This is a genomic window from Streptomyces aurantiaciflavus (assembly GCF_049808595.1).
GTDB lineage: Bacteria > Actinomycetota > Actinomycetes > Streptomycetales > Streptomycetaceae > Streptomyces.
The window spans coordinates 131,376-153,622 of the sequence record NZ_JBNCAQ010000011.1 but is presented as its reverse complement, the minus strand read 5'-3'; the positions used below and the strand labels follow the sequence as shown (position 1 = coordinate 153,622).

Sequence of the window (22,247 nt, the reverse complement as noted above, 5' to 3'; positions counted from 1 at the left end):
GGCCCCCGTGTCGGTAACGGCAGGGGCGGACCGCTACCCGGAGTACAACAGGAGACAGCGATGTCCCATGAGGCTCATGAGGCGCACGAGCCCGAGGCCCCGCATCTCGACTTCGCAGGCACGACGCCGTACGAGGACTACGTCCGGGCGGATGTGCTCACCCATCTCCAGCACACCCTCTCCGACGATCCCGGAGAGATGGTCTTCCTGGTCACGACCCAGGTGATGGAGCTGTGGTTCACGGTCATCGTCCACGAGTGGGAGACGGCGACGCAGGCCCTGCGCGAGGACCGGGTGCCGGTGGCGATCGCCGCGCTGAAGCGTTCCGTACGGGAACTGGAGGCGCTGAACGCCTCCTGGAAGCCGCTCGGACAGCTCACGCCGGCCCAGTTCAACGCGTACCGCTCCGCCCTCGGCGAGGGCTCCGGCTTCCAGTCGGCGATGTACCGGCGGATGGAGTTCCTGCTCGGCGAGAAGTCCGCGTCCATGCTGGTCCCGCACCGGGGCGCGCCCCGCGTCCACGCCGAGCTGGAGAAGGCGCTGCACGAGCCGAGCCTGTACGACGAGGTCCTGCGGCTGCTGGCCCGGCGCGGGCACGCGATCCCGAAGGCCGTGCTGACGCGTGACGTCGCCCGGCGCTACGAGCCGTCCCCGGAGGTCGAGGCGGTGTGGACCGCCCTCTACGCCGGTGACGAGAACGACGAACTCGCCCGTCTCGGCGAGGCGTTGACCGATGTCGCCGAGTTGGTGTGGCGCTGGCGCAACGACCACCTCGTCGCCACCCGCCGCGCGATGGGCGCGAAGGCGGGCACGGGCGGCTCGGCGGGCGTGGCCTGGCTGGAGAAGCGCGCGCAGAAGAACGTGTTCCCCGAGCTGTGGACGGCGAGGTCCCATGTCTGAGTTCGCCTTCAAGGCGAGGGAGCTGGACGCCGGAGACGAACTGGCGGCCAAACGCGCGGAGTTCGTGCTCGACGAGGTGGTCTACCTCGACGGCAACTCGCTGGGCGCGCTGCCGGCGTCCGTCCCCGGCCGCGTAGAGGACGTCGTCCGCCGCCAGTGGGGCGAGCTGCGCATCCGCTCCTGGGAGGAGAGCGGCTGGTGGACGGCACCGGAGCGGATCGGTGACCGGATCGCCCCGCTGGTGGGGGCGCGGGCCGGGCAGATCGTGGTCGGGGACTCCACGAGCGTCAACGTGTTCAAGGCGCTTGTGGGGGCCGTGCGGCTGGCGGGGGAGGGCCGGGACGAGATCCTCGTCGACGCGACCACCTTCCCCACGGACGGCTACATCGCCGAGTCCGCCGCCCGGCTGACCGGGCGCACGCTGCGGCCGGTGACCCCGGCCCAGGTGCCGTCGGCCCTGTCGGACCGTACGGCCGCGGTGCTGCTGAACCACGTCGACTACCGCACCGGCCGCCGCCACGACCTCCCGGGCCTGACCTCCGCCGTCCACGCGGCCGGCGCGCTCGCCGTCTGGGACCTCTGTCACAGCGCGGGCGCCCTCCCGGTGGGCCTCGACGAACACGGCGTGGACCTCGCGGTCGGCTGCACCTACAAGTACCTGAACGGCGGCCCGGGTTCACCGGCGTACCTCTACGTCCGCCGCGACCACCAGGACCGCTTCGACTCCCCGCTGCCCGGCTGGAACTCGCACGCGGAGCCCTTCGGCATGCGCACCGAGTACGCCCCCGCGCAGGGCGCGCTGCGGGGCCGGGTCGGCACCCCGGACATCCTGTCCATGCTGGCCCTGGAGGCGGCGCTCGACGTCTGGGACGGCGTCTCGATCGAGGCGGTCCGCACCAAGTCGCTGGCACTGACGGACTTCTTCCTGGAGTGCGTGGCCGAGTACGTCCCGCAGGGCCTGGTGGAGTCCCTGACCCCGTCCGCCCACGAGCACCGCGGCAGCCAGGTGGCCCTGCGCTGCGACAACGCCGGCGAGATCATGAAGCAACTGATCGCCCAGGACATCGTCGGCGACTTCCGCCACCCCGACGTACTCCGCTTCGGCTTCACCCCCCTGTACGTCCGCTTCACGGATGTGGAACGGGCGGCGAGGGTGCTGGGGGAGGTGATCACGGCCTGACGGCTTGTGGTGACCGCGTGGGCCGGCTGCGGTGTCTCGGTGGCTGCGTGGGCCGGCCGCGGTGGCTCGGTGGCCTGGTGACTCGGTGGCTGCATGAGCCGGCTTCGGTGGCCTGGTGACTCGGTGGCCGCATGAGCCGGCTTCGGTGGCCCGGTGGCTCGGCAGCCGCATGAGCTGGCCCGGTGGCCCGATGGCCCGGTGGCTCGGCAGCCGGTGGTTGCAGGCGCTGGTCGCGGCGGTCGGCGTGCTCGCGGCCCAACGGCCCGGCGCTCGGCTGGGTGGCTGGGGCCACCGGGTCCCTTGACTGCCCTGCGACGCCTGACTGCGGGGTCGTGTGGGCCTGACGCTCGGCTGGGGTGCGGGTGCGGGTCGCTGGGCTGCCGCCCCGCACAGCTGCGGGTCGCCCGCCCCGCCTGGCTACGGGCAGTCGTGCCGCTGGGGCGGCACGGACGGGCGATGGGGGTGCCCCCGCTCGAGCGAAGTCGAGAGTGGGGGAGGCACCCCGCCGGCGCGGGTGAGCGCCCCCACCCCGACGGTCACCCCGGCGCACGGGAACCGCACACCGACGTACAGCCCCGCCACGGCAGCGGCACAGTGCCGCGCACCCTCGCGACACCCCCGGCCGCCCGCAGGGCAACCGCCCGGACACGCCCCGTACCCCCACCGGAACGCACCGTACCGACAGAACCCCCCAACCCTCACCCAGCGTGACATCCCCGTGTCCGCGCACGTCACGCGCCTGGTACCGTCCCCGCCAACGGCCGATTACCCACCTGGTCCGCCACCCCCGTTCCGTCCAAATACGTTTCGTTGCTGAGAGGTTGGAGCATGCCGGACGACGTCCTCGCAGCCCGGGCCGCCGCCGAAGAGGAATCGGCCTTCTCGCACCCGGCGGTCGACCCCGACACCACCGCCGCCTACGGCGACCACCCCGACCAGGTGATCGACTTCTACGCACCCCGGGGAGCGGAGACCCCGGGCGGCGGCCCCGCCCCGCTGGTCGTGGTCCTGCACGGGGGCGCGTGGCGGGCACCGTACGACCGACGGCACATCACACCGTTCGCGGACTTCCTGGCGCGGCGCGGCTTCGCCGTGGCCAATGTGGAGTACCGGCGGGGCGCGGAGGGCGAGCCCTCCGGCCCGTCCCCGGTCGCGGGCCGCTGGCCCGACACCTTCGACGACGTCGCCGCCGCGCTGGACGCGCTCCCCGCCCTCGTCCGGGAGGCCCTGCCGCAGGCCGACCCGCGCCGCACGGTGCTCACCGGGCACTCGGCCGGCGGCCACCTCGCCCTGTGGGCCGCGGCACGCCATGTGCTGCCCGCCGACGCGCCCTGGCGCACCGGCGGCCCCGCCCCGCTGCGGGGCGTGGTCGCGCTCGCCCCCATCGCGGACTTCGAGGTCGCGGAGAAACTGGAGGTGTGCGGCGGCGCTTCACTCCAACTGCTGGGCGGAGACGAGTACTTCACGGAGCGACGGCCGTACGCCGACCCCGCGCTCCTGCTGCCGACCGGCATCGCCACCACGCTGGTCCAGGGCCGGACCGACCTGGTCGTCCCGCAGGCGGTCGCCGAGTCGTACGCGGAGGCGGCGGCGAAGGCGGGGGAGATGGTGGGTCTGACGCTGCTGGAGGACGTCGGCCACTTCCCGCTGATCGATCCGGCGGCGGACGCCTGTGCGGTGGCGGCGGAGGAGATCGCGCAGTTGGCGTGGTGACCGTACTCGGCCCCTGGTTGTCGTACCCGTAATACCTGAGAGCCACGTCGGAGAAGAGCTCCCCGGTGGGACGCGAGCGACGAGCGGTCATCCGTAACTTCCAAGCCAGGACAGCCCGATGGGCGGGCGAACTGGCGGGGGAGGCGCGGGATGGCGGGGGGCGACGGAGTTCGTTCTCGTGGACGGCGGCGGGGTGAGGAAGGAACTGCTCACGGCCGGCGTGGGGTCCCCTGGATCCGCTGGACGCGCCTCCTCCTGGCCGTCCTCGTCACCGCCGCCGTGGTGGTGCCCCTCACCGCCGCGGCCCGGCCCCGTGTCCCTGCCCCGGCGCCCGCGGACCTCGGCCCGCTGACGGCGAAGACGCTGGAGAAGGCGTACGCCGCCAACCGGGCCAACGCCGCTCTGGCGTCCCGGATGGCCGCCGCCCACGGCGACCGTCACCGCGCGGCGGCGGACCGGAGACTGGCTGCCTCCTCCCGCAGACTGCTCGCCTTCGACGGCCGGGGCAGCGGCCGGGCGACAGAGGTGTTCGGGGACCTCGCCCACGCCGACCGCGTCGCCGTCCTCGTACCGGGCTCCGACACCTCGCTCGACACCTACGAGCGCTTCCGCGCAGGAGCGGCCGCACTGCACCAGCGGCTCACCTCAACGGCTCCGGCCGGCACCCGGACCGCCGTGGTGGCCTGGCTCGGCTACACCACACCGGGCACGATCAGCACCACCGCGATCACCCCGGCCCGCGCCGACGAAGCGGCCCCGGAGCTGCGCGGTTTCCTGCGCGAGCTGCGCACCGTCAGCGGCCCCGAGGTCCATGTCGCCCTCCTGTGCCACTCGTACGGCTCGGTCGTGTGCGGCCGCGCCGCTCCCCGCCTGGACGTGGACGACATCGCTCTCCTCGGCAGCCCCGGCACCGGCGCGGACTCGGCAGCGGACCTGCACACCCGCGCACGTGTCTGGGCGGCCCGGGGCGCCGACGACTGGGTGGCGGGCGTCCCGCACGTCAGCGCCGACCTGTTCGGCACGACGGTCGGCTTCGGCACGGACCCGGTGTCGCCGTCCTTCGGCGCCCGCGTCTTCTCCGCCGGCGCCGGCGGCCACAGCGACTACTTCGGACCGGGCTCGGTCTCCCTGGCCAACCTCGCCCGGATCGTCCTCGGCGACACCACGGAGGTCACCCGTGCTTGAGACACCCAGGACACGGCAGCCGTTCCCGGGCATACGGCGAGCAGCTGCCCGGATCGACGCCGCCACACCCCCGCAGCACGACCGCGCCGTCGACGCCCTGCGCGCCCTGGCGATCCTCGGTGTCGTCCTCGGCCACTGGCTGGTGACCGCACTCGTCGCGGACGGCGGAGCGCTGCGCACCGCCAGCCCGCTGGGGTCCATGCCCTGGCTGGCCCCGGTGTCGTGGATGTTCCAGACGCTCGCGGTGTTCTTCATGGTCGGCGGTCATGTGGCCACCCGCAGCCTCGCCTCGGCCCGCGCACGGGCAGGGACCGCCGGGGCCTCCGGGATGCGCCGGACTCACGGGGCCGACGGAACGCGCGTCTACGGCGCATGGCTGCGGGCCCGACTGGCGCGGCTGTTCACGCCGGTGGCGGCCGTACTGGGGGTGTGGACGGTCGCCGCGGTCGGTCTGCTGCTCGGCGGTGCGTCCTTCGTGACCGTGCACACCGTGGTCAAGCTGGCGCTGTCCCCGTTGTGGTTCCTGCTGGTCTTCGCCGCGCTGACGGCGGCGACCCCGCTCCTGGCCCGGCTCAGCCCGCTGTGGCCACTGGCCGTCGTCCTCCACGTGGACCTGGTGCGCTTCGGCCTGGGCGGCCCCTCCTGGCTCGGCTGGGTGAACGTGGCGGCGGGCTGGCTGGTGCCGTACACCCTGGGCGCGGCCTGGACGCGTGGTGAGCTGGAGCGTCCGCGCGCGGGCTGGATCCTGCTGACCGGCGGGGCCGTGACGACGGCGGTGCTCATCGGCTGGGCCGGCTATCCGGCGTCGATGGTGGGCGTGCCGGGGGAGACCGTGTCCAACCTCGACCCGCCCACGCTGGCGGCCGTCACCTTCGGCCTGGCGCAGTGCGGTGCCGCCCTGCTGCTGCGCGACCGGTTGCGCGGGGCGATGCGGCGGCCGGTGGCCTGGGCGGCGGTGGCGCTGGTGAACCTCTCCGCGATGACGGTCTTCCTCTGGCATCAGACGGCCCTGATGGCGACGACCGCCACAGGTCTTCTCGCGGGCCGGCTGCCCGGCCTGCACACGGTCCCCGACGGGCTGGAGTGGGTGGCGGCCCGTCTGCTGTGGCTGCCCGTGTTCGGGCTCGTCCTCGGGGTGTGCTGGGCGGCGTTCCACGGTTTCGAGAAGGGGACCCGCCGGCCGGGCGGCCGCCGGTCCCGGGTGATCCGTGTCCACCACCGTTCCAAGCCGACGGCAGCGAAGGCGGCCCACGGTGCCTAGGGTTGAGCCCGTGACCGGCGAGGAGAGCAGAGACCCACGCGACCGTGCCACCCCCGCACCCCCACCCCGTGCCCGCTTCCAGCGTCTGAGCACAGCCCTCGGGGCGACCCGTTCCCGGACCTCGTCGCGTTGGCGCGGCCTGCGCTGGCTGCGGCTGCCGGGGTATGTGGTGGTGTGCTGGATCGCCCTCGGCATCGCACTGGCCGGCACGGAGCAGATGGGCCGCTACAACCTGGGTACGGAGCTGGGAGTGCTGACCGGGTTCGCGCAGGGCGCGGCCGTCGTTCTCGCCCTGTGGCGGCCGGTCCCCGCGTGGGCGCTGTCCCTGGCCGCCACCGTCGTCGCCGCGGTGGCCGCCCGGCCGGCCCTGCAGGGGCATCCGCTCCCGGGGCCCGCCTGGCCCTGGAACACCCCCGAAGTCCTGGCGCACGCCACCGTGTTCCTGCTCCTGGCGCTCCGGGTGCGCCCCCGCGTGTCCTTCGCGGTCCTCGTCGGCACGGCCGTCACGACCTGGGTGGTCCAAGGCCTCATCGGCGGGGCGACCTACACCTCGACGGGACTCGGGTCCGTCGGGATCTTCACGGCCGTCGTCCTCGTCGGCGCCGCTTTCCGAGGTCTGGGCGAGGCCCGTACCCAGCTCGTCGAACAGGAGACGATCACCGCCGAGGAGCGCGCCCGGCGCACGCTGCTGGAGGAGCGCAACCGCATCGCGCGCGAGCTGCACGACGTGGTCGCCCACCACATGTCGGTGATCTCCATCCAGGCCCAGGTGGCCCCGCACCTGGTGGACAACCCGTCCGAGGAGCTGAAGGAGAACCTCGCCGGCATCCGCGAGAACGCCCTGGAGGCGCTGACCGAACTGCGCCGGGTCCTCGGCGTGCTGCGCTCGGAGAACCCCGAGGACCCCCACGGTCTCGGCGCGGCCGGCACCGGCAGCGCCCCGGACACCCCGCAGCCCACCCTCGACCGCCTCGACGCCCTCGTCGACAACACGCGCGCCGCCGGACTGCACGTCGTCACCGAGATCCACGGCGAGGCGCCCGTGTATCCGCCGGGGGTGCAGCTGTCGGCGTACCGCATAGTCCAGGAGGCGCTCAGCAACGCCTTGCGGCACGCGCCCGGCTCCCGGGTGCGGGTCGGCATCACCCACGATCCGCGCGGACTGCACTTGGAGGTCACCAACTCCCGCCCCGGCGGGCCCGTGCGGCCCTCCCCGGGCGCGGGGCACGGCCTGCTGGGCATGCGGGAGCGGGCCGCGATGCTGGGCGGTCACGTCACCGCGCACCCGACGCTGCACGGCGGGTTCACGGTGTCGGCGTACCTGCCCAAGGACAGTGCCGCGCCCTCTCCCGCCGACGCCCCCGGCACCCTTGAGGGTCTCGAGCTCGTCTTCCCGGACGACCCGCCCCCGGCGACGGGGAGAATCCCGAAGGGCACCGTCTCGCCCCCGACCGAAGAAGGAACCCCATGACGAGCGGGACCATCCGCGTACTGATCGCCGACGACCAGCAGATGGTCCGGCAGGGCTTCACCGTGCTGCTCAACGCCCAGCCGGGCATCGAGGTGATCGGGCAGGCGGTCGACGGCCTCGACGCCGTCGGGAAGGTCGCCGAGCTCTCCCCGGACGTCGTCCTGATGGACATCCGCATGCCCGAACTCGGCGGCATCGAGGCCACCCGCCGCATCACCGTCGCGACGCCGCACATCAGGGTCCTCGTCCTCACCACCTTCGACCTCGACGAGTACGTGTACGAGGCGCTGCGTGCCGGGGCGTCGGGGTTCCTGCTGAAGGACGCCTCCGCCGACCAGCTCGCGGAGGCGGTGCGGGTGGTCGCGGCCGGCGACGCCCTGCTCGCACCCGGCATCACCCGCAAGCTGATCGCCGAGTTCTCCCGTCTGAACGGCACCCCCCGCGCCCCGTCCAAGGAGCGCGTCGGCGACCTCACCGAACGCGAGACGGAGGTCCTCACGCTCATCGCGCAGGGCCTGTCCAACGCGGAGATCGCCCGCCACCTCGTCGTCGCCGAACAGACCGTGAAGACGCACGTGGGCCGCATCCTGGTGAAGCTGGGCCTCAGGGACCGCACCCAGGCGGCGGTGTTCGCGTACGAGTCGGGTCTGGTGAGACCGTCCGGCTACTGAGGGGACCGCGGGGGCAGCGGCCGGTCACCTCCCCACGAGGACCCGTAGTACTTGAGGCGGATCCCGCAGAACCCCCCTCACTGGTGACGACCGCGACCCCACGCCCCGCCTACCGTTTTCCACGTGACCGAGACGACGCAGACGCACATGACGCCCCCGGAGAACCCGTACGGCGCCTACCGGCCGCGCAGCCCGGAGTTCCGGGCGGCCGTGGACGCCCTGCGCGGGCTGCGCGAGGACCTGTTCCACGACGCCTTCGCCTACCGCCCGCTGCCCCGCAAGGAGCCCGACGGGCCCCTCACCCGCCGGCTGACGGGCCGCAAGCGGGAGTACGCGGCGTGGCGACGGCACGCGCTGGTCGTGGCCGTCGGTGCACTGGCGACGGTGGTCGCCTGGGTGGACGAGAGGGGCGACGCGCTGGGCTTCGTGTGCGGCCTGCTCGTCCTGGTTCCGGTGCTGCTGACGCTGGTCCGCCCGGTCGGCGCGTTCTGGCTGTCGCTGGTGTCGACCACGCTCGTCGCCGCCATCGGTACGACGTACGGCAACTGGCCGTGGCTGCCGGGCAGTTTCATCTCCCACCTGATGGTGCTGGTGGTCGTCGCCATACGCACCCGCCCGCGCACGGCGGCCTGGATGTGGCTGCTGACAGCGGCCTACGGCTTCGTCGCCGAAACGGGCTTCGGCTGGAGCCACTACAGCACCAACGTCGCGCAGATGCTGGTGTTCTCGGCGCTCGCCCTGCTCGCCGTCACCGTCTGGCAGATACGCCGGCAGGCCGAGCAGGAGGTGACGGCCCAGCAGACGGTGACCGCGCACGAGCGCTCCCGGCGCACGCTGCTGGAGGAGCGCACCACGATCGCCCGCGAGCTGCACGACGTGGTCGCCCACCACATGTCGGTGGTCGCCATCCAGGCGGAGGCCGCGCCCTACCGGGTGGAGAACCCGCCGCCGGAGCTGGAGAAGGCGTTCGCCACGATCCGGGAGAACGCGGTGGCGGCTCTCACGGAGCTGCGCCGGGTGCTCGGCGTGGTCCGCGCCGAGGACTACGAGGCGCCGGACGCCCCGCAGCCCACACTCGCCGAGCTGGACGCGCTGATCGCCAATGTGCGCGAGGCCGGCCTGGAGGTGGAGAAGGTGGTGACCGGAGCGGTGCGCGAACTCCCGCAGGGGGTGGAGCTGTCGGCGTACCGGATCGTGCAGGAGGCCCTCAGCAACACCCTGCGGCACGCTCCCGGGGCGAGCGCCCGCGTCGAGATCGGCTATGTCCTGGGCGGCCTGGGCCTGCGCATAGTCAACGGCCCGCCGCCGCACCCCGCCCTGGTGAAGCCCTCACCCGGCGCCGGGCACGGCATCACGGGCATGCGGGAGCGGGTGTCCATGCTGAACGGCGAGATGACGGCCGACGCGACGCCGGACGGCGGCTACGAGGTGGCGGTGTTCCTGCCGGTGCCGATGTCCTCCGTGGGCGAAGGTGGAGCATGACGATCCGGGTACTGATCGCGGACGACCAGATGATGGTCCGCGAGGGCTTCTCCGTCCTGCTGAACGCGATGCCGGACATCGAGGTCGTCGGCGAGGCGGTCAACGGCCGGGAGGCGGTGGAACGCGTCCGCGAACTGGCTCCGGACGTCGTCCTGATGGACATCCGCATGCCGGAGCTGAACGGCATCGAGGCGACGAGGGAGATCGTCGCGGCGGACGGCACGGCGAAGGTGCTCGTCCTCACCACCTTCGATCTGGACGAGTACGTCTACCAGGCCCTCCGCGCGGGAGCCTCCGGCTTCCTCCTGAAGGACGCCTCGGCCCGCCAGCTGGCCGACGGGGTGCGGGTGGTGGCCGCCGGCGAGGCCCTCCTCGCCCCGTCCGTCACCAGACGCCTGATCACCGAGTTCTCCAAACTGAGCGACGGCCCCCGTTTCCCCCGCACCGCCCAGGCCGCCTACGGCGACCTGACCGAACGGGAAACGGAGGTCCTGGTCCTCATCGCGCAGGGACTGTCCAACGCGGAGATCGCCGAGCGCCTGGTGGTCGCCGAGTCCACCATCAAGACCCATGTGAGCAGAATTCTGGTCAAGCTGGGCCTACGGGACCGTACCCAGGCGGCGGTGTTCGCGTATGAGGCGCGGCTGGTCACGCCGGGGTGAGATCCCCCTGGTCAGCAGGGGCCCCGGCGGGCTAGCGTCCGTCCATGGCAGCTGTTTCCGACCTCGTGTTCGACCCCTGGGACCCGGCGTTCGTGGCCGACCCGTACCCGGCCTATGCCGAGCTGCGGGAGCGGGGGCGGGTGATCTACTACGAGCCCACCGACCAGTGGCTCGTCCCGCACCACGCCGACGTGTCGGCGCTGCTGCGGGACTGGCGGCTGGGGCGGACGTATCAGCATCGGTTCTCGCACGAGGACTTCGGGCGGACGGCGCCACCGGCGGAGCACGAGCCGTTCCACACGCTCAACGACCACGGGATGCTCGACCTGGAACCGCCGGACCACACGCGGATCCGGCGACTGGTGTCGAAGGCGTTCACCCCGCGCACGGTGGAGCGGCTGAAGCCGTACGTGGAGCGGCTGGCCGGTGAGCTGGTGGACGGGCTGGTGGCGGCGGGCGGCGGGGATCTGCTGAGGGACGTCGCCGAGCCGCTGCCGGTCGCGGTGATCGCGGAGATGCTGGGCGTTCCGGACGCGGACCGGGCCCAGCTGCGGCCCTGGTCGGCGGACATCTGCGGGATGTACGAGCTGACCCCGTCCGAGGAGACGGCACGCAAGGCGGTGCGGGCGTCGGTCGAGTTCTCCGACTATCTGCGCGAGCTGATCGCGGCCCGCCGCAAGGAGCCCGGGGACGACCTGATCTCCGGGCTGATCGCGGCGCACGACGAGGGGGACCGGCTGACCGAGCAGGAGATGATCTCGACGGCGGTCCTTCTGCTGAACGCCGGCCACGAGGCCACGGTGAACGCCACCGTCAACGGCTGGTGGGCGTTGTTCCGCAACCCCGACCAGCTGGCCGCCCTGCGCGCCGACCACTCGCTCGTCCCCTCCGCCGTGGAGGAGCTGATGCGCTACGACACCCCGCTGCAGCTCTTCGAGCGGTGGGTGCTGGACGAGATCGAGGTCGACGGCACGGTGATCCCGAGGGGAGCGGAGATCGCGATGCTGTTCGGCTCCGCCAACCACGACCCGGCGGTCTTCACCGCCCCGGACCGCCTGGACCTCACCCGCTCCGAGAACCCGCACATCTCCTTCAGCGCGGGCATCCACTACTGCATCGGCGCCCCCCTGGCCCGCATCGAGCTGGCCGCCTCGATGACCGCCCTCCTGGAGCGGGCGCCCACCCTGAGCCTGGCGGCGTCGCCGGAGCGGAAGCCGAACTTCGTGATCAGGGGACTGGAGGGGCTGAGCGTGGAGATGGCTTGATCACTCGTTCGGTCGATCGGCGAGTGATTCCGATCGATGGTTGCCAACCGCTCGACAAGCTGGTGCCTGCCTGCGAAGGGAGGCACCATGACGGTTATGGCAGAACGCACGTCGTCTCAGATGTCGGTGGCCGAGTTCGAGCGGATTGCCGAATTCGCCTCCCGTGAGTCCGAGGCCGTCAGGTTCGAGTTCATCGACGGACGGATCGGGGTCAAGAAGGTGACGAACGGCAACCACGGTGCGATCATCATGTGGCTCATCCGCCAGTGCATGCAGGCCCGCCCGGAGCTCGACCTCAACCCGACGCAGGGGCTGAAGGTGGAGGCGTACCGAAGGGGCCGGGCCCGGCCCGACGGCGTACTCGCACCGGTGGCGCACTTCGCGGGCCAGGGTGACTGGGCCGATACCCACGGCGTCATGATGGCCGTCGAGATCACGTCGTACGACTCGGACACCCACAACCGCGACCGTGTGGAGAAACCCCGGGCGTACGCCGAGGCGGGCATCCCCGTCTACCTGCTGATCGACCGTGACAACCTCTCGATCCTCGTGCACAGCGATCCGGATCTGGAGGACGGCTACCGGGACATCCACGTCGTCAGGCTCGGCGGCAAGGTCACCCTCCCGGATCCCGTCAGCATCGAACTCGACACCGAGGACCTCAAGCAGTACGTCGACTGAGTTCTGTCACGTCGTCATGTCGCGTCGCCGTAGCCCTGCCAGGCCTGTGGTGACCAGCACAGCCGCGATTTCCGCAAGGACCAGCACCGGCCCCCACTCCATGTCTCCGCCCGGCAGCTTCGGCAGGTGGCCGAACGGGGAGATGTTCAGAACTTCCTGGGGGAGGTCGAGGGCCGGGCCGATCCAGCCGAGGAGGAGGACCGCGCCCGCCACGGCCCAGGCGGCCGGGGCCAGACGGGGGGTGAGGCCGTAGAGCAGGACCGCCAGGCCGCCGACGACCCATACCGCCGGCAGCTGCACCAGGGCGGCGGCCAGGAGGGGGCCGAGGTCCTTGCCGTGGCCCACCGCGAGGCCGACAGCCGCCAGCAGCATGATCAGGGCGGCGCCGCCGAAGGCGATGACGAGGTGGCCGGCGGCCCAGCGCAGGCGGCCGACCGCGCCCGCGAGGACCGGTTCCGCCCGGCCGGAGGTCTCCTCGCCGTGCAGGCGGAGGACGGACGCGACGATGGAGAGGGCCGCGACCAGCCCCAGCATGCCGACCATCGACGCGAGGAACGCGTCCGTGATGCCCGACCGGCCGCCCATCCGCTCGAAGATCTCACGGGCCTGCTCGTTGTCGCCGACCAGCTCGGCGGCGCTGTCCGTCATCCCGCCGTAGACGATCCCGGCGAGGAGGAAGCCGATGCCCCAGCCGAGGACGCTGCCGCGCTGCAGCCGCCAGGCCAGCGCGCCGGCGCTGCCGAGTCGGCCGGCGGCCGGTCCGATGGGGGTCCCTCCGTCCGTGCGGAGCCGAGAGTGGGGGAGGGTGGGCAGGAAGCTCATGCCGACGTCCCGGCGGCCCGTACGCCACCGCGCCCTGCACGACGATCGCCGCGGCGAACAGCGGCAGCACCCACCAGCGTTCGCCCGCGAAGGCCCGCAGGTTCTCCAGCCAGCCGAGCGGCGACGCCCACGTCAGCACCGACGAGCCGTCGTCCGTCGCCGAGTCGCCCGCCGCGCGCAGCAGGAACGCGGCGCCCAGGACCGCCGAGGTCAGGCCCCGGGCGAGGCGCGCGGTCTCCGTGAGCTGCGCGACGATCGCCGCCATCGTGGCGAAGAGCATTCCGACGGCGGCGAGGCCGAGCCCGAACGCCAGTGCGCCGGCGGTCCCCTGCCCGGCCAGCCCGGCCGTGACCAGCAGCGCCAGCGCCGCGTTGGCGACGGCCGCCGCGAGCAGGGCCGAGGTCAGGGAGGCACGGCGGCCCACCATGCCGGAGGCGATGAGTTCCTGACGTCCGCTCTCCTCCTCGTCGCGGGTGTGCCGTACGACGATGAGCAGGCTCGTCACCGCCGCGAGCGCGCCCGCGTAGACGGCGACGCGCCAGGCGGTGAGGGCGCCCAGGGAGTCGTCGAAGGCGGGGCCGACCAGGGCGCGCAGGGAGGAGTTCGTCGTCAGCTGCCGCATCAGGTCGGCGCGTTCGGCGGCTGTGCCGTACAGGCCCTTCAGGGTGTTCGGCATGGAGAGGACCATCAGGGCGTTGACGCCCACCCAGATCGGGATCATCGCCCGGTCGCGGCGCAGCGCGAAACGCAACAGCGTGCCGGTTCCCGCGAGTTGGGATGCCAGTGTCGTCATCGGGTCGCCGCCGCCTCGGCCGTCCCGTCCTGGTAGTGGCGCAGGAACAGTTCCTCCAGGGTCGGCGGCGTCGACGTCAGCGATCGGACACCGGACTCGCTGAGCGACCGCAGAACGGCGTCGAGCTTGTCGGTGTCGACCTGCAGGCGCACCCTCCTGCCCCGCACGTCGAGGTCGTGGACGCCGGGCAGGTGCGCCAACCCGTCGGGCGGGCCCGCGAGTTCGGCGGTGACGCTGGTGCGGGTGAGGTGGCGCAGGTCGGCCAGCGAGCCCGTCTCGACGGTGCGGCCCTTGCGGATGATGCTGACCCGGTCGCAGAGCTCCTCGACCTCGCTCAGGATGTGCGAGGACAGCAGGACCGTACGGCCCCGCTCGCGCTCCTCCCGCACACACTGCTGGAAGACCTCTTCCATGAGGGGGTCCAGTCCCGAGGTCGGCTCGTCCAGGACGAGCAGGTCGACGTCCGAGGCGAACGCGGCGACCAGGGCGACCTTCTGCCGGTTGCCCTTGGAGTAGGTGCGGCCCTTCTTGGTGGGGTCCAGCTCGAAGCGTTCGACCAGCTCCGCGCGACGCCGGGGGTCCAGGCCCCCGCGGAGCCGCCCGAGGAGGCCGATGACCTCACCGCCGGTCAGATTCCGCCACAGGGTCACGTCACCGGGGACGTACGCGATCCGGCGGTGCACCTCCACCGCGTCCTTCCACGGGTCGCGGCCGAGGACCTGGGCGGCGCCGGAGTCGGCGCGCAGCAGGCCGAGCAGGACGCGGATGGCGGTGGACTTGCCGGCGCCGTTGGGGCCGAGGAAGCCGTGCACCTCGCCCGTCTCGACCTCCAGGTCGAGACCGTCGAGCGCGTGCGTGCGGCCGAAGGACTTGTGCAGTCCGGACACCGAGATGGCCTTCGTCATGCTTCAGAACGTACGCTTCTTTCAGAAATTTGTGAAGTTAAGGAAGTGAGTAAACCCCCCTTAGGATGAGGTCATGAGCGAAGCAGCTGGTGGCGGGCGGGACGCGGAGGCCGTGTCGAGGTTCGTCGAGTCCTTCGCGGCGCAGCTCGTCGAGGCGGGGATGCCGCGCATGCCCGCCCGCGTCTTCGCCGCGCTCCTCTCCTCCGACGAGGGCGCGATGACCTCCGTCGAACTGGGCGAACAGCTCCGGATCAGCCCCGCGGCGGTCTCCGGCGCGGTGCGCTACCTCGCCCAGACGCACATGGTGTCGCGCGAGCGCGAGCCCGGCTCACGCCGGGAGCGCTACCGGGTGCACGGCGACCAGTGGTACGCGGCCCTGACCAACCGCGAGGCAGTGCTCAAGCGGTGGGAGGGTGCTCTGCGCGAGGGTGTGACCAGCCTGGGCCCCGACACCCCCGCAGGACGCCGTATGGCCGAGACGCTCGCCTTCTTCGAGTTCCTGGACGGGGAGCTGCAGGCGCTGATGGAGCGGTGGCGTGTGCGGCGGGAGCGGATGTTCGGGTAGGGGCTCCGGCCGTCGCCGGATGGGCCGCCAACACTCACTCCTGCTCACTGAAGAGGAACGGTACGAGGTCCGCTTCACCAAGCCCTTCGGCGAGAAGCTCCACATCCCCGGCCCCTTCGGCTGTGCCCTCGACACCACCGGCTTCCAGGCTCCCGAAGAGCAGGCGGAGACACAGGCCGAGGCCTGACTCAGGGCGCCGAGGGCAGCACCAGCCCCAACGCCCCCTCCCGCACCACCCAGGTCCGCCTCCGCACCGGCCCCGCCACCGTCGCGTCCGCCCGGTAGCGGAAGTCCGCTCCCGAGACCGTCACCGTCCGCCCCCGTGCCTCCAGGGGCGACGCCTCCGCACCCAGGGACAGCGGGTGGACCTCCACCACGGCCGTGCCGGCCGTGTCCGGGGTCACCGACACCGCCTCGACCGGCTGGTCGAGGTCGACCAGGGTCACGCCGTCGACCTCGACGCGCAGCCGCGCCGGACCGGGCGGGGGAGGGGCGGGGGCGACCCGCGAGGTACGCGTCGGCCGGGAGGGGACCAGGGTGCGGACGAGGGACTGGCAGGTGCGCAGCCAGGGCCGTACGCCGCCGGCGACGGCTGCCTCCTGCGGAGCGAGCGGCACCGGCGGGATCCGCAGCCCGCCCAGCACCACGCCGTCGCTGTCGTCGACCAGCACGTCCAGTCGCCGTTCCGAGCCGTCGAGCACCGCCCGCGCGGCCGCCACGGCCCCCGTGGGCAACCCCAGGGCGTGGGCGACGCCCAGGGCGCTGCCCACCGGCACCATCGACAGCACGCATTCGGCCAGCTCGCGCTGCCGGTGCAGCAGGGCCACCGCCCGCGTCAGCGCACGGTCGTCGCCGACGACGACCGGCCGCCGCGAGCCGCGTCGCGCCAGCACCCGGGCGAATTCCTCCGGCCCCTCCGGGAGGCACACTTTCGCGGCCGCACCCGCGCTGAGCACGTCTTTCGCGATCCGTACGGACTCCCCGTCCGTCCTCCGGGCGACCGGATCGATGATCACCAGCAGCTGGTCCGGCGTCGCGAAAGTCGCCACCTCGGTCCTGCCTCGCTTCCTCGGGTAGCATCTTTGTGCAAGAGCCCCTTGCGCTATTGCGCCAGGGGCTTCGTCTATTCCGGGGCATCCGGGTCCGACGGTTCGCGGCCGATGACGGTCGCGGTGCGGCCAACGACGGTCGCGGTGCACGCGGCGGCAAGACCCTCCGCGCACGCCCCTGACCCTGGACATGCCCCACCCGGAAGGGGTGTACGCGCGTGCCCGCACTTGTGCTGCTCGGTGCTCAGTGGGGTGACGAGGGCAAGGGGAAGGCCACCGACCTGCTCGGCGGCTCGGTGGACTACGTAGTGCGCTACCAGGGCGGCAACAACGCCGGCCACACGGTCGTCGTGGGCGACCAGAAGTACGCACTCCACCTCCTCCCTTCCGGAATCCTCTCGCCCGGATGTACGCCTGTCATCGGAAACGGCGTCGTCGTAGACCCGTCGGTCCTGCTCTCCGAGCTGAGCGGTCTGAACGAGCGAGGCGTCGACACGTCGAAGCTGCTCATCAGCGGCAACGCGCACATCATCACGCCCTACAACGTGACTGTCGACAAGGTGACGGAACGCTTCCTCGGAAAGCGGAAGATCGGCACCACCGGCCGCGGCATCGGCCCGACCTACGCGGACAAGATCAACCGCGTCGGCATCCGCGTCCAGGACCTGTACGACGAGTCGATTCTGCAGCAGAAGGTCGAGGCGGCGCTCGACGTCAAGAACCAGCTGCTCACCAAGCTGTACAACCGGCGCGCGATCGCCGTCGACCAGGTGGTGGAGGAGCTGCTCGGCTACGCCGACAAGCTGCAGCCGTACGTCGCCGACACGGTCCTGGTCCTCAACCAGGCCCTGGAGGAGAACAAGGTCGTCCTCTTCGAGGGCGGTCAGGGCACGCTGCTCGACATCGACCACGGCACGTACCCCTTCGTCACCTCGTCGAACCCGACCGCGGGCGGCGCCTGCACCGGCGCCGGCGTGGGCCCGACGAAGATCAGCCGCGTCATCGGCATCCTCAAGGCGTACACGACCCGAGTCGGCGCCGGCCCCTTCCCCACGGAGCTCTTCGACGAGGACGGCGAGGCGCTGCGCCGGATCGGCGGCGAGCGGGGCGTGACGACCGGCCGTGACCGCCGCTGCGGCTGGTTCGACGCGGTGATCGCGCGGTACGCGACCCGGGTCAACGGCCTGACGGACTTCTTCCTCACCAAGCTGGACGTGCTGACGGGCTGGGAGGAGATCCCCGTCTGCGTCGCCTACGAGATCGACGGCAGGCGCGTCGAGGAGCTCCCGTACTCCCAGTCCGACTTCCACCACGCGAAGCCGGTCTACGAGACCCTCCCCGGTTGGTCGGAGGACATCACCAAGGCCAAGTCGTTCTCCGACCTCCCGAAGAACGCCCAGAACTACGTCAAGGCCCTGGAGGAGATGTCCGGCGCCCCGATCTCCGCGATCGGCGTGGGCCCGGGCCGGGACGAGACGATCGAGATCAACTCGTTCCTGTAGAGCACGACGACGGCGGGCGCGGGTGTCCGGCGGGGCTTTCGCTCAGAAGGCCCGCGGGGACACCCGCGCGGAGCCTCGGGGCTCAGCTGAAGACGATCATCGAGCCCTGCGCCAGGCTCCGCGTCGCCGCCGCGTGCAGACCCAGCCACACGTGCCGCTCCCGGGCGAACGGGCTGGGATCGTACGGCGCCGGGACCGCCGGTTCCTCCAACTCCGTGGGAGCCATGGGGGCCTGGGGGGCCGCCGGGGGGTTCGTCGGGTCGATGCCGATCGACGGGGCGACGTACTCGAGCTCCCGCAGCAGGGACTGGGAGGAGCCCAACGGGCCGCCCCCGGCGAGGAGTTCGTCGTTGGACAGTGGCTGCGGGAAGTCGACGGGGACGTACGCGCCCGCGTGGTCGTAGTGCCAGACCAGGTGGGACTGCTGGGCCGTCGCCTCGAACATCTCCAGGAGCTGCTCGTAGTCGCCGCCGAGTTCGTCGACCGGCGTCACCGGAAGACCGCACACCTGCAACAGGTAGGCGCGGCGCAGGAAGTGCAGCGCGTCGTAGTCGAAGCCGGCCACGGGGGCCACGTCTCCGGACAGGCCCGGCATGTACTGGTACACCGGCACGGGCGGGAGACCCGACTCGGCGAGCACCTTGTTGTACTGCGCGAGTTCCTCGGCGAACGGGTTGTCGGGGGTGTGGCACAACACGTCGACGAGCGGTACCAGCCACAGGTCGCAGGCCAAAGAGAGCTCCTCACTCAGCGCGGTGCGTAGTCGATTGCGCGGTCGGTCACGTGGTCGTTGTCGTCCGTTGCCGGTCTGGGAAGGGTAGTCGCTGCGGCGTGCGTCAGCTCCCTTCGTGCAGGTCCCATACCCACACGCCGCCCACCCACCTACCGGGGCGGCCCACCAGCTTCTCCACGGTCGCCCGCAGCACGCCGTCCCGCGGCTGCGGGGCGAGCACCAGCGCGCCCGCCCTCCAGTACGCCAGGTCCTCGCGGGCCTCGGCCCGGGCGCGGTCGTCGATCACCGCGGCGACGCCCGTCGCCCGCACGTCCTGCAGCAGGCTCGCCGTGAAGCGCAGCGGGACGCCGTACACGCCGCTGCGGTCGCCGTCGCCGTACGGGCCGTTGAAGTAGCCGCCGGGCATCGGGAAGCCGAGGCCGGCGGTGGTCTGCCAGTGCAGGGCCTCGGCGGCCGTGGGCTCGGGCAGCGGCACCGGCACCAGGGACTCGCCGGGGCGGACGTACGTCTTCCAGGCGCCGGCGGTGAAGAAGGCGGGCACCTCGGCGCGCGGCTCGGACTTCAGCGGGGCCGGGACGAGGGGGAGCAGGGCCAGGCCGATGGCCAGCAGACCGGCGTACTGGGTGCCCAGGGAGCGGGCCGTGGCCAGCCGGCCGATCGCGAGGGCGAGCAGCATGCCCAGGGCGGGGGCGCAGATCATCGCGACCCGGCTCTCGATCACCGACTCGAACAGCGGCAGGCCGGAGAGGAGGGCCCAGGGGCCCGGGACCTCGGTACCGGTGAGCGGGACGTGGACGCGCGGGCCCAGGGAGAGGACGGCCGCGGCGGCCGCCGTGAACGCCAGCGCCCTGACGGCCGGCTGCCGCCACAGCCGTACGGTGATCGCGAGGCTGAGGAGGAGCAGGGGCCAGCCGTAGAAGGCGTTCTGTTCGGTGGGGTTGAGGGAGAGGGCGTTCGCGCGGTCGGCGTCGCCCGCGAGCAGGGAGCGCTCGGCGAAGGTGAGCAGGGCGCGCACGGTGTTGGCGGTGCCGGGGCCGTGGTCGATGTGCGTGTAGCTCTGCGGGCCGGAGAACTGCCAGGCCAGCGGGTAGACGACCAGGGGCAGGCAGACGGCCGCGGCGATCGCCAGGCCGCGCAGGAGCGGACGTACGGCCTCCCGGGCCGCCCTCGGGCGTACGGCCGCGTGGGCGAGGGCGAAGAGGAGCAGGCCGAGCGCGGCCAGCAGCAGGGGCTCCTCGCCGAGGAACAGCTGGTAGGCCGCCATCAGCCCCAGGATCACCGCGTCGCGGGTGGTCCGGGTCCCCGCGGTGACCGTGCACAGGCGCAGGGCCCGGTCGATGATCAGCGGGATCATGAACAGGACGACGAAGTTGGGGTGGGCGTTGGCATGGCTGACCATGGGCGGCGCGAAGGCGGCCAGCGTGGCGCCGACGAAGGCCGCTCCGCGCTGCCGCACGAGCCGGCGCGCGATCAGCCAGTACCAGGCGGCGGCGGTGGCGGCCAGGCCCAGCGTCATCACCAGGTTGAGGGTGACGGCCGGGCCGAGGAGGAGGGTGACCGGCGTGAGCGGGACCGACAGGCCCAGCATGGCCGTGTTCGCCATGAGGTTCACGCCGTCGGGGACGCCCTGGAGGTCGCTGAAGAGCGGGTTGCGCAGATGGGCGATGTTGTCGGCGGTCACCGCGAAGAACCACTCCCACTGGTTCTGGTCCTGGAGGGAGTCGGTGAGGTAGCGGTGGGCCGGGTCGAAGAGGCGGCCGGAGTAGAGCGCGACGGCCATCGTGAGGAACAGGGCGGCGGCGAGGGCGTCGGCGGGTCTCAGCACGGGGACGCGGAGGCGGACCAGGTCGCGCAGGACCCGCGGGTAGTCCAGCGGACGGACCTTCGAGCCGCCCTGGTGCGACCAGTGCACGGGCACCTCGGCGACCGGCCAGCCGGCCTGCTGGAAGTGGCGCAGCACCTCCACGTCGATGGCCCAGCCGTCCAGCCGGGACGCGGCGAAGGCCGTACGGGCCTTCTCGCCGTCGAACAGCTTGAACCCGCACTGGGTGTCGCGTATCCCGCGCACGGTCGTCCCGCGGATCAGTAAGTTGCCCGCGGTGCCGAGCAGTTCGCGCACCCGGTGCTGACGGTCGCCGAGCGTCGACCCCGGTACGGCCCGCGAGCCCACCGCCGCCGCGTGTCCCTCCGCCAGCGCCCTGTCCAGCCGCTCCAACTCGCCTACGGGCGTGGCGAGATCGGCGTCCGTGACCAGGACGCGGCGCCCGCGGCTGGCGGCGACCCCGAGGCGCAGGGCGTGGCCCTTGCCGCGGTTGCCGGGGCTGGTGATCAGCCGCAGCCGGGGGTCGCGGCGCAGGGTGACGATCTCCCGGGTGGCGTCCGTGGAGCCGTCGTCGGCGATCACGATCTCCCAGGCGCCCCAGCGGCCCTCGGTCTCGTGGAGGTAGCGGATGACGGTGTCGAGGGTGGAACCGAGACGGCGTTCCTCGTTGTAGGCGGGGATGACGACGGAGAGTCCGACGACGGCCGCCCCCCTGCCGGACGCCCTTGCGCCGGTCACCTCCGTGCCGGCCGCGTTCCTGTCGACTGCCTTCCTGCCGGCCGCCTTCCTGCCGACCGCCTCCATGTCCACCGGTCTCATCCCGCCGCCAGCCGCTCGATCAGCGCGATGGAGTGCGCGTTGTACTCGTCGAGGATCGAACGGGCCGTGGTGGTGTCGCGGCGGTACAGGGCGTCGACCAGTTCGGTGTGGCCGGACCACAGCTGTCCGCGCAGCTCGCTCAGCCGGCGCAGATGCTGCACCAGGCACACCCAGGTCTGCACCCGCAGCCGGTGCAGGAAGTCGGCGAGGTAGGGATTGCCGAACAGCGCGCTCAGCTCGCGCCAGAACCGCAGGTCGTAGCCGATGAGGACGGTGAGGTCGCCGGCGGTGGCCGCCCGCTGGGCCTCCTCCCCGCGGCGGCGCACGCCCGCGATGGCGGCGGCGATCCGAGGGTCCTCCAGGTTGTCGGACCGCCGGCGTCCCTCGTCCAGGGCGAGGAACATGCCCTCGATGATCAGGGCACGCGCCTCGATCATGCCCCGGAAGTCCTCGACGGAGTACTCGTGGACGCGGAAGCCCCGGTGCTGGTCGGCTTCCAGCAGCCCCTGCGCCGACAGATCGACCAGGGCCTCGCGGACGGGGGTCGCGGAGACGCCGTACTGCTCGGCGATCTCCTTCACCGTGAACTCCTGACCCGGCTGGAGCCGTCCGGCCAGCACCTCGTCGCGAAGCGCGTCGGCGATCTGCTGCCGCAGGGTGCTGCGGGTCACGGCGCCGTTGCCGCTGCTGCGGGGCATGGTCGGGGCGTCTCCCTCGTCGCGTACGAACAGATGGCGTGCTCGTCGAGACGTACGTCGCTACGTAC

19 protein-coding genes and 1 pseudogene are annotated in these 22,247 nt (G+C 72.4%); 14 read left to right on the top strand and 6 right to left on the bottom strand.

What is annotated here, in order from left to right:
* The first annotated feature begins 60 nt into the window (after nucleotides 1-60).
* From ACPT94_RS15465 to ACPT94_RS15415, 11 genes are all read left to right on the top strand, one after another.
* Nucleotides 61-900 (top strand): tryptophan 2,3-dioxygenase family protein, encoded by an 840-nt coding sequence (locus ACPT94_RS15465; RefSeq protein ID WP_360332625.1) that lies wholly within the window; start codon nucleotides 61-63, stop codon nucleotides 898-900.
* Nucleotides 893-2,080: a kynureninase gene (gene kynU, locus ACPT94_RS15460; protein ID WP_425246062.1), complete on the top strand. Its 1,188-nt coding sequence runs from the start codon at nucleotides 893-895 to the stop codon at nucleotides 2,078-2,080. Before ACPT94_RS15465 ends, kynU begins: the two co-directional genes overlap by 8 nt.
* An 828-nt stretch (nucleotides 2,081-2,908) precedes the next feature.
* Complete coding sequence (locus ACPT94_RS15455; protein WP_360332620.1) at nucleotides 2,909-3,793, top strand: alpha/beta hydrolase; 885 nt, start codon at nucleotides 2,909-2,911, stop codon at nucleotides 3,791-3,793.
* 150 nt (nucleotides 3,794-3,943) lie between these two features.
* Complete coding sequence (locus ACPT94_RS15450; protein WP_425246061.1) at nucleotides 3,944-4,978, top strand: alpha/beta hydrolase; 1,035 nt, start codon at nucleotides 3,944-3,946, stop codon at nucleotides 4,976-4,978.
* Nucleotides 4,971-6,239, top strand: a complete 1,269-nt coding sequence (locus ACPT94_RS15445; protein WP_425246060.1) for an acyltransferase family protein — start codon at nucleotides 4,971-4,973, stop codon at nucleotides 6,237-6,239. Before ACPT94_RS15450 ends, ACPT94_RS15445 begins: the two co-directional genes overlap by 8 nt.
* A 10-nt stretch (nucleotides 6,240-6,249) precedes the next feature.
* A complete protein-coding gene (locus ACPT94_RS15440; protein ID WP_425246059.1) occupies nucleotides 6,250-7,710 on the top strand; it encodes a sensor histidine kinase in 1,461 nt (486 codons plus the stop codon).
* Nucleotides 7,707-8,381, top strand: coding sequence for a response regulator (locus ACPT94_RS15435; protein ID WP_360332611.1), 675 nt, complete (start codon nucleotides 7,707-7,709; stop codon nucleotides 8,379-8,381). The genes ACPT94_RS15440 and ACPT94_RS15435 overlap by 4 nt, the downstream gene beginning before the upstream one ends.
* Before the next feature lie 123 nt (nucleotides 8,382-8,504).
* Nucleotides 8,505-9,863: a sensor histidine kinase gene (locus tag ACPT94_RS15430; protein WP_360332608.1), complete on the top strand. Its 1,359-nt coding sequence runs from the start codon at nucleotides 8,505-8,507 to the stop codon at nucleotides 9,861-9,863.
* A complete protein-coding gene (locus tag ACPT94_RS15425) occupies nucleotides 9,860-10,525 on the top strand; it encodes a response regulator (protein WP_360332605.1) in 666 nt (221 codons plus the stop codon). The genes ACPT94_RS15430 and ACPT94_RS15425 overlap by 4 nt, the downstream gene beginning before the upstream one ends.
* Before the next feature lie 44 nt (nucleotides 10,526-10,569).
* Nucleotides 10,570-11,790, top strand: coding sequence for a cytochrome P450 (locus ACPT94_RS15420; RefSeq protein ID WP_425246058.1), 1,221 nt, complete (start codon nucleotides 10,570-10,572; stop codon nucleotides 11,788-11,790).
* 87 nt (nucleotides 11,791-11,877) lie between these two features.
* Nucleotides 11,878-12,471, top strand: coding sequence for a Uma2 family endonuclease (locus tag ACPT94_RS15415; protein WP_425246057.1), 594 nt, complete (start codon nucleotides 11,878-11,880; stop codon nucleotides 12,469-12,471).
* 6 nt (nucleotides 12,472-12,477) lie between these two features.
* Here ACPT94_RS15415 and ACPT94_RS15410 read toward each other — a convergent pair.
* Nucleotides 12,478-14,086, bottom strand: a pseudogene (locus tag ACPT94_RS15410) (ABC transporter permease).
* Nucleotides 14,083-14,991: an ABC transporter ATP-binding protein gene (locus ACPT94_RS15405; RefSeq protein ID WP_360332595.1), complete on the bottom strand. Its 909-nt coding sequence runs from the start codon at nucleotides 14,989-14,991 to the stop codon at nucleotides 14,083-14,085. The pseudogene ACPT94_RS15410 and the gene ACPT94_RS15405 overlap by 4 nt, the downstream one beginning before the upstream one ends.
* Nucleotides 14,992-15,064: 73 nt before the next feature.
* On the opposite strand from ACPT94_RS15405, the gene ACPT94_RS15400 reads away from it, so the two are divergent.
* Together ACPT94_RS15400 and ACPT94_RS15395 are read left to right on the top strand one after the other, a co-directional pair.
* Nucleotides 15,065-15,556, top strand: a complete 492-nt coding sequence (locus tag ACPT94_RS15400) for a GbsR/MarR family transcriptional regulator (RefSeq protein ID WP_425246056.1) — start codon at nucleotides 15,065-15,067, stop codon at nucleotides 15,554-15,556.
* A 19-nt stretch (nucleotides 15,557-15,575) separates the two neighbouring features.
* Complete coding sequence (locus ACPT94_RS15395) at nucleotides 15,576-15,743, top strand: hypothetical protein (RefSeq protein ID WP_425246055.1); 168 nt, start codon at nucleotides 15,576-15,578, stop codon at nucleotides 15,741-15,743.
* Nucleotide 15,744: 1 nt separating this feature from the next.
* On the opposite strand, the gene ACPT94_RS15390 is transcribed toward ACPT94_RS15395, so the two are convergent.
* Entirely contained in the window at nucleotides 15,745-16,605 is an 861-nt protein-coding gene (locus ACPT94_RS15390) for a diacylglycerol kinase family protein (RefSeq protein WP_360332589.1), read from the bottom strand.
* A 218-nt stretch (nucleotides 16,606-16,823) separates the two neighbouring features.
* On the opposite strand from ACPT94_RS15390, the gene ACPT94_RS15385 reads away from it, so the two are divergent.
* Nucleotides 16,824-18,107, top strand: coding sequence for an adenylosuccinate synthase (locus tag ACPT94_RS15385; RefSeq protein ID WP_360332586.1), 1,284 nt, complete (start codon nucleotides 16,824-16,826; stop codon nucleotides 18,105-18,107).
* A gap of 82 nt (nucleotides 18,108-18,189) precedes the next feature.
* Here ACPT94_RS15385 and ACPT94_RS15380 read toward each other — a convergent pair whose 3' ends face one another.
* The 3 genes from ACPT94_RS15380 to ACPT94_RS15370 all read right to left on the bottom strand — a co-directional run bounded on the left by ACPT94_RS15380 (nucleotide 18,190) and on the right by ACPT94_RS15370 (nucleotide 22,179).
* The gene (locus tag ACPT94_RS15380) at nucleotides 18,190-18,840 is read right to left on the bottom strand and encodes a phospholipase D-like domain-containing protein (RefSeq protein ID WP_360332583.1); all 651 of its coding nucleotides are present in this window, start codon (nucleotides 18,838-18,840) and stop codon (nucleotides 18,190-18,192) included.
* Nucleotides 18,841-18,943: 103 nt separating this feature from the next.
* Nucleotides 18,944-21,481, bottom strand: coding sequence for a glycosyltransferase (locus ACPT94_RS15375; RefSeq protein ID WP_425246054.1), 2,538 nt, complete (start codon nucleotides 21,479-21,481; stop codon nucleotides 18,944-18,946).
* Nucleotides 21,478-22,179 (bottom strand): GntR family transcriptional regulator, encoded by a 702-nt coding sequence (locus tag ACPT94_RS15370; protein WP_360332578.1) that lies wholly within the window; start codon nucleotides 22,177-22,179, stop codon nucleotides 21,478-21,480. The genes ACPT94_RS15375 and ACPT94_RS15370 overlap by 4 nt, the downstream gene beginning before the upstream one ends.
* Nucleotides 22,180-22,247: the final 68 nt, after the last annotated feature.

Coding starts and splice junctions, on each gene's coding strand:
- ACPT94_RS15465 (WP_360332625.1), top strand. CDS start 61: ATGTCCCATGAGGCTCATGAGGCGCACGAGCCCGAGGCCCCGCATCTC.
- kynU (WP_425246062.1), top strand. CDS start 893: ATGTCTGAGTTCGCCTTCAAGGCGAGGGAGCTGGACGCCGGAGACGAA.
- ACPT94_RS15455 (WP_360332620.1), top strand. CDS start 2,909: ATGCCGGACGACGTCCTCGCAGCCCGGGCCGCCGCCGAAGAGGAATCG.
- ACPT94_RS15450 (WP_425246061.1), top strand. CDS start 3,944: ATGGCGGGGGGCGACGGAGTTCGTTCTCGTGGACGGCGGCGGGGTGAG.
- ACPT94_RS15435 (WP_360332611.1), top strand. CDS start 7,707: ATGACGAGCGGGACCATCCGCGTACTGATCGCCGACGACCAGCAGATG.
- ACPT94_RS15425 (WP_360332605.1), top strand. CDS start 9,860: ATGACGATCCGGGTACTGATCGCGGACGACCAGATGATGGTCCGCGAG.
- ACPT94_RS15420 (WP_425246058.1), top strand. CDS start 10,570: ATGGCAGCTGTTTCCGACCTCGTGTTCGACCCCTGGGACCCGGCGTTC.
- ACPT94_RS15415 (WP_425246057.1), top strand. CDS start 11,878: ATGACGGTTATGGCAGAACGCACGTCGTCTCAGATGTCGGTGGCCGAG.
- ACPT94_RS15405 (WP_360332595.1), bottom strand. CDS start 14,991: ATGACGAAGGCCATCTCGGTGTCCGGACTGCACAAGTCCTTCGGCCGC.
- ACPT94_RS15400 (WP_425246056.1), top strand. CDS start 15,065: ATGAGCGAAGCAGCTGGTGGCGGGCGGGACGCGGAGGCCGTGTCGAGG.
- ACPT94_RS15395 (WP_425246055.1), top strand. CDS start 15,576: ATGGGCCGCCAACACTCACTCCTGCTCACTGAAGAGGAACGGTACGAG.
- ACPT94_RS15375 (WP_425246054.1), bottom strand. CDS start 21,481: ATGAGACCGGTGGACATGGAGGCGGTCGGCAGGAAGGCGGCCGGCAGG.
- ACPT94_RS15370 (WP_360332578.1), bottom strand. CDS start 22,179: ATGCCCCGCAGCAGCGGCAACGGCGCCGTGACCCGCAGCACCCTGCGG.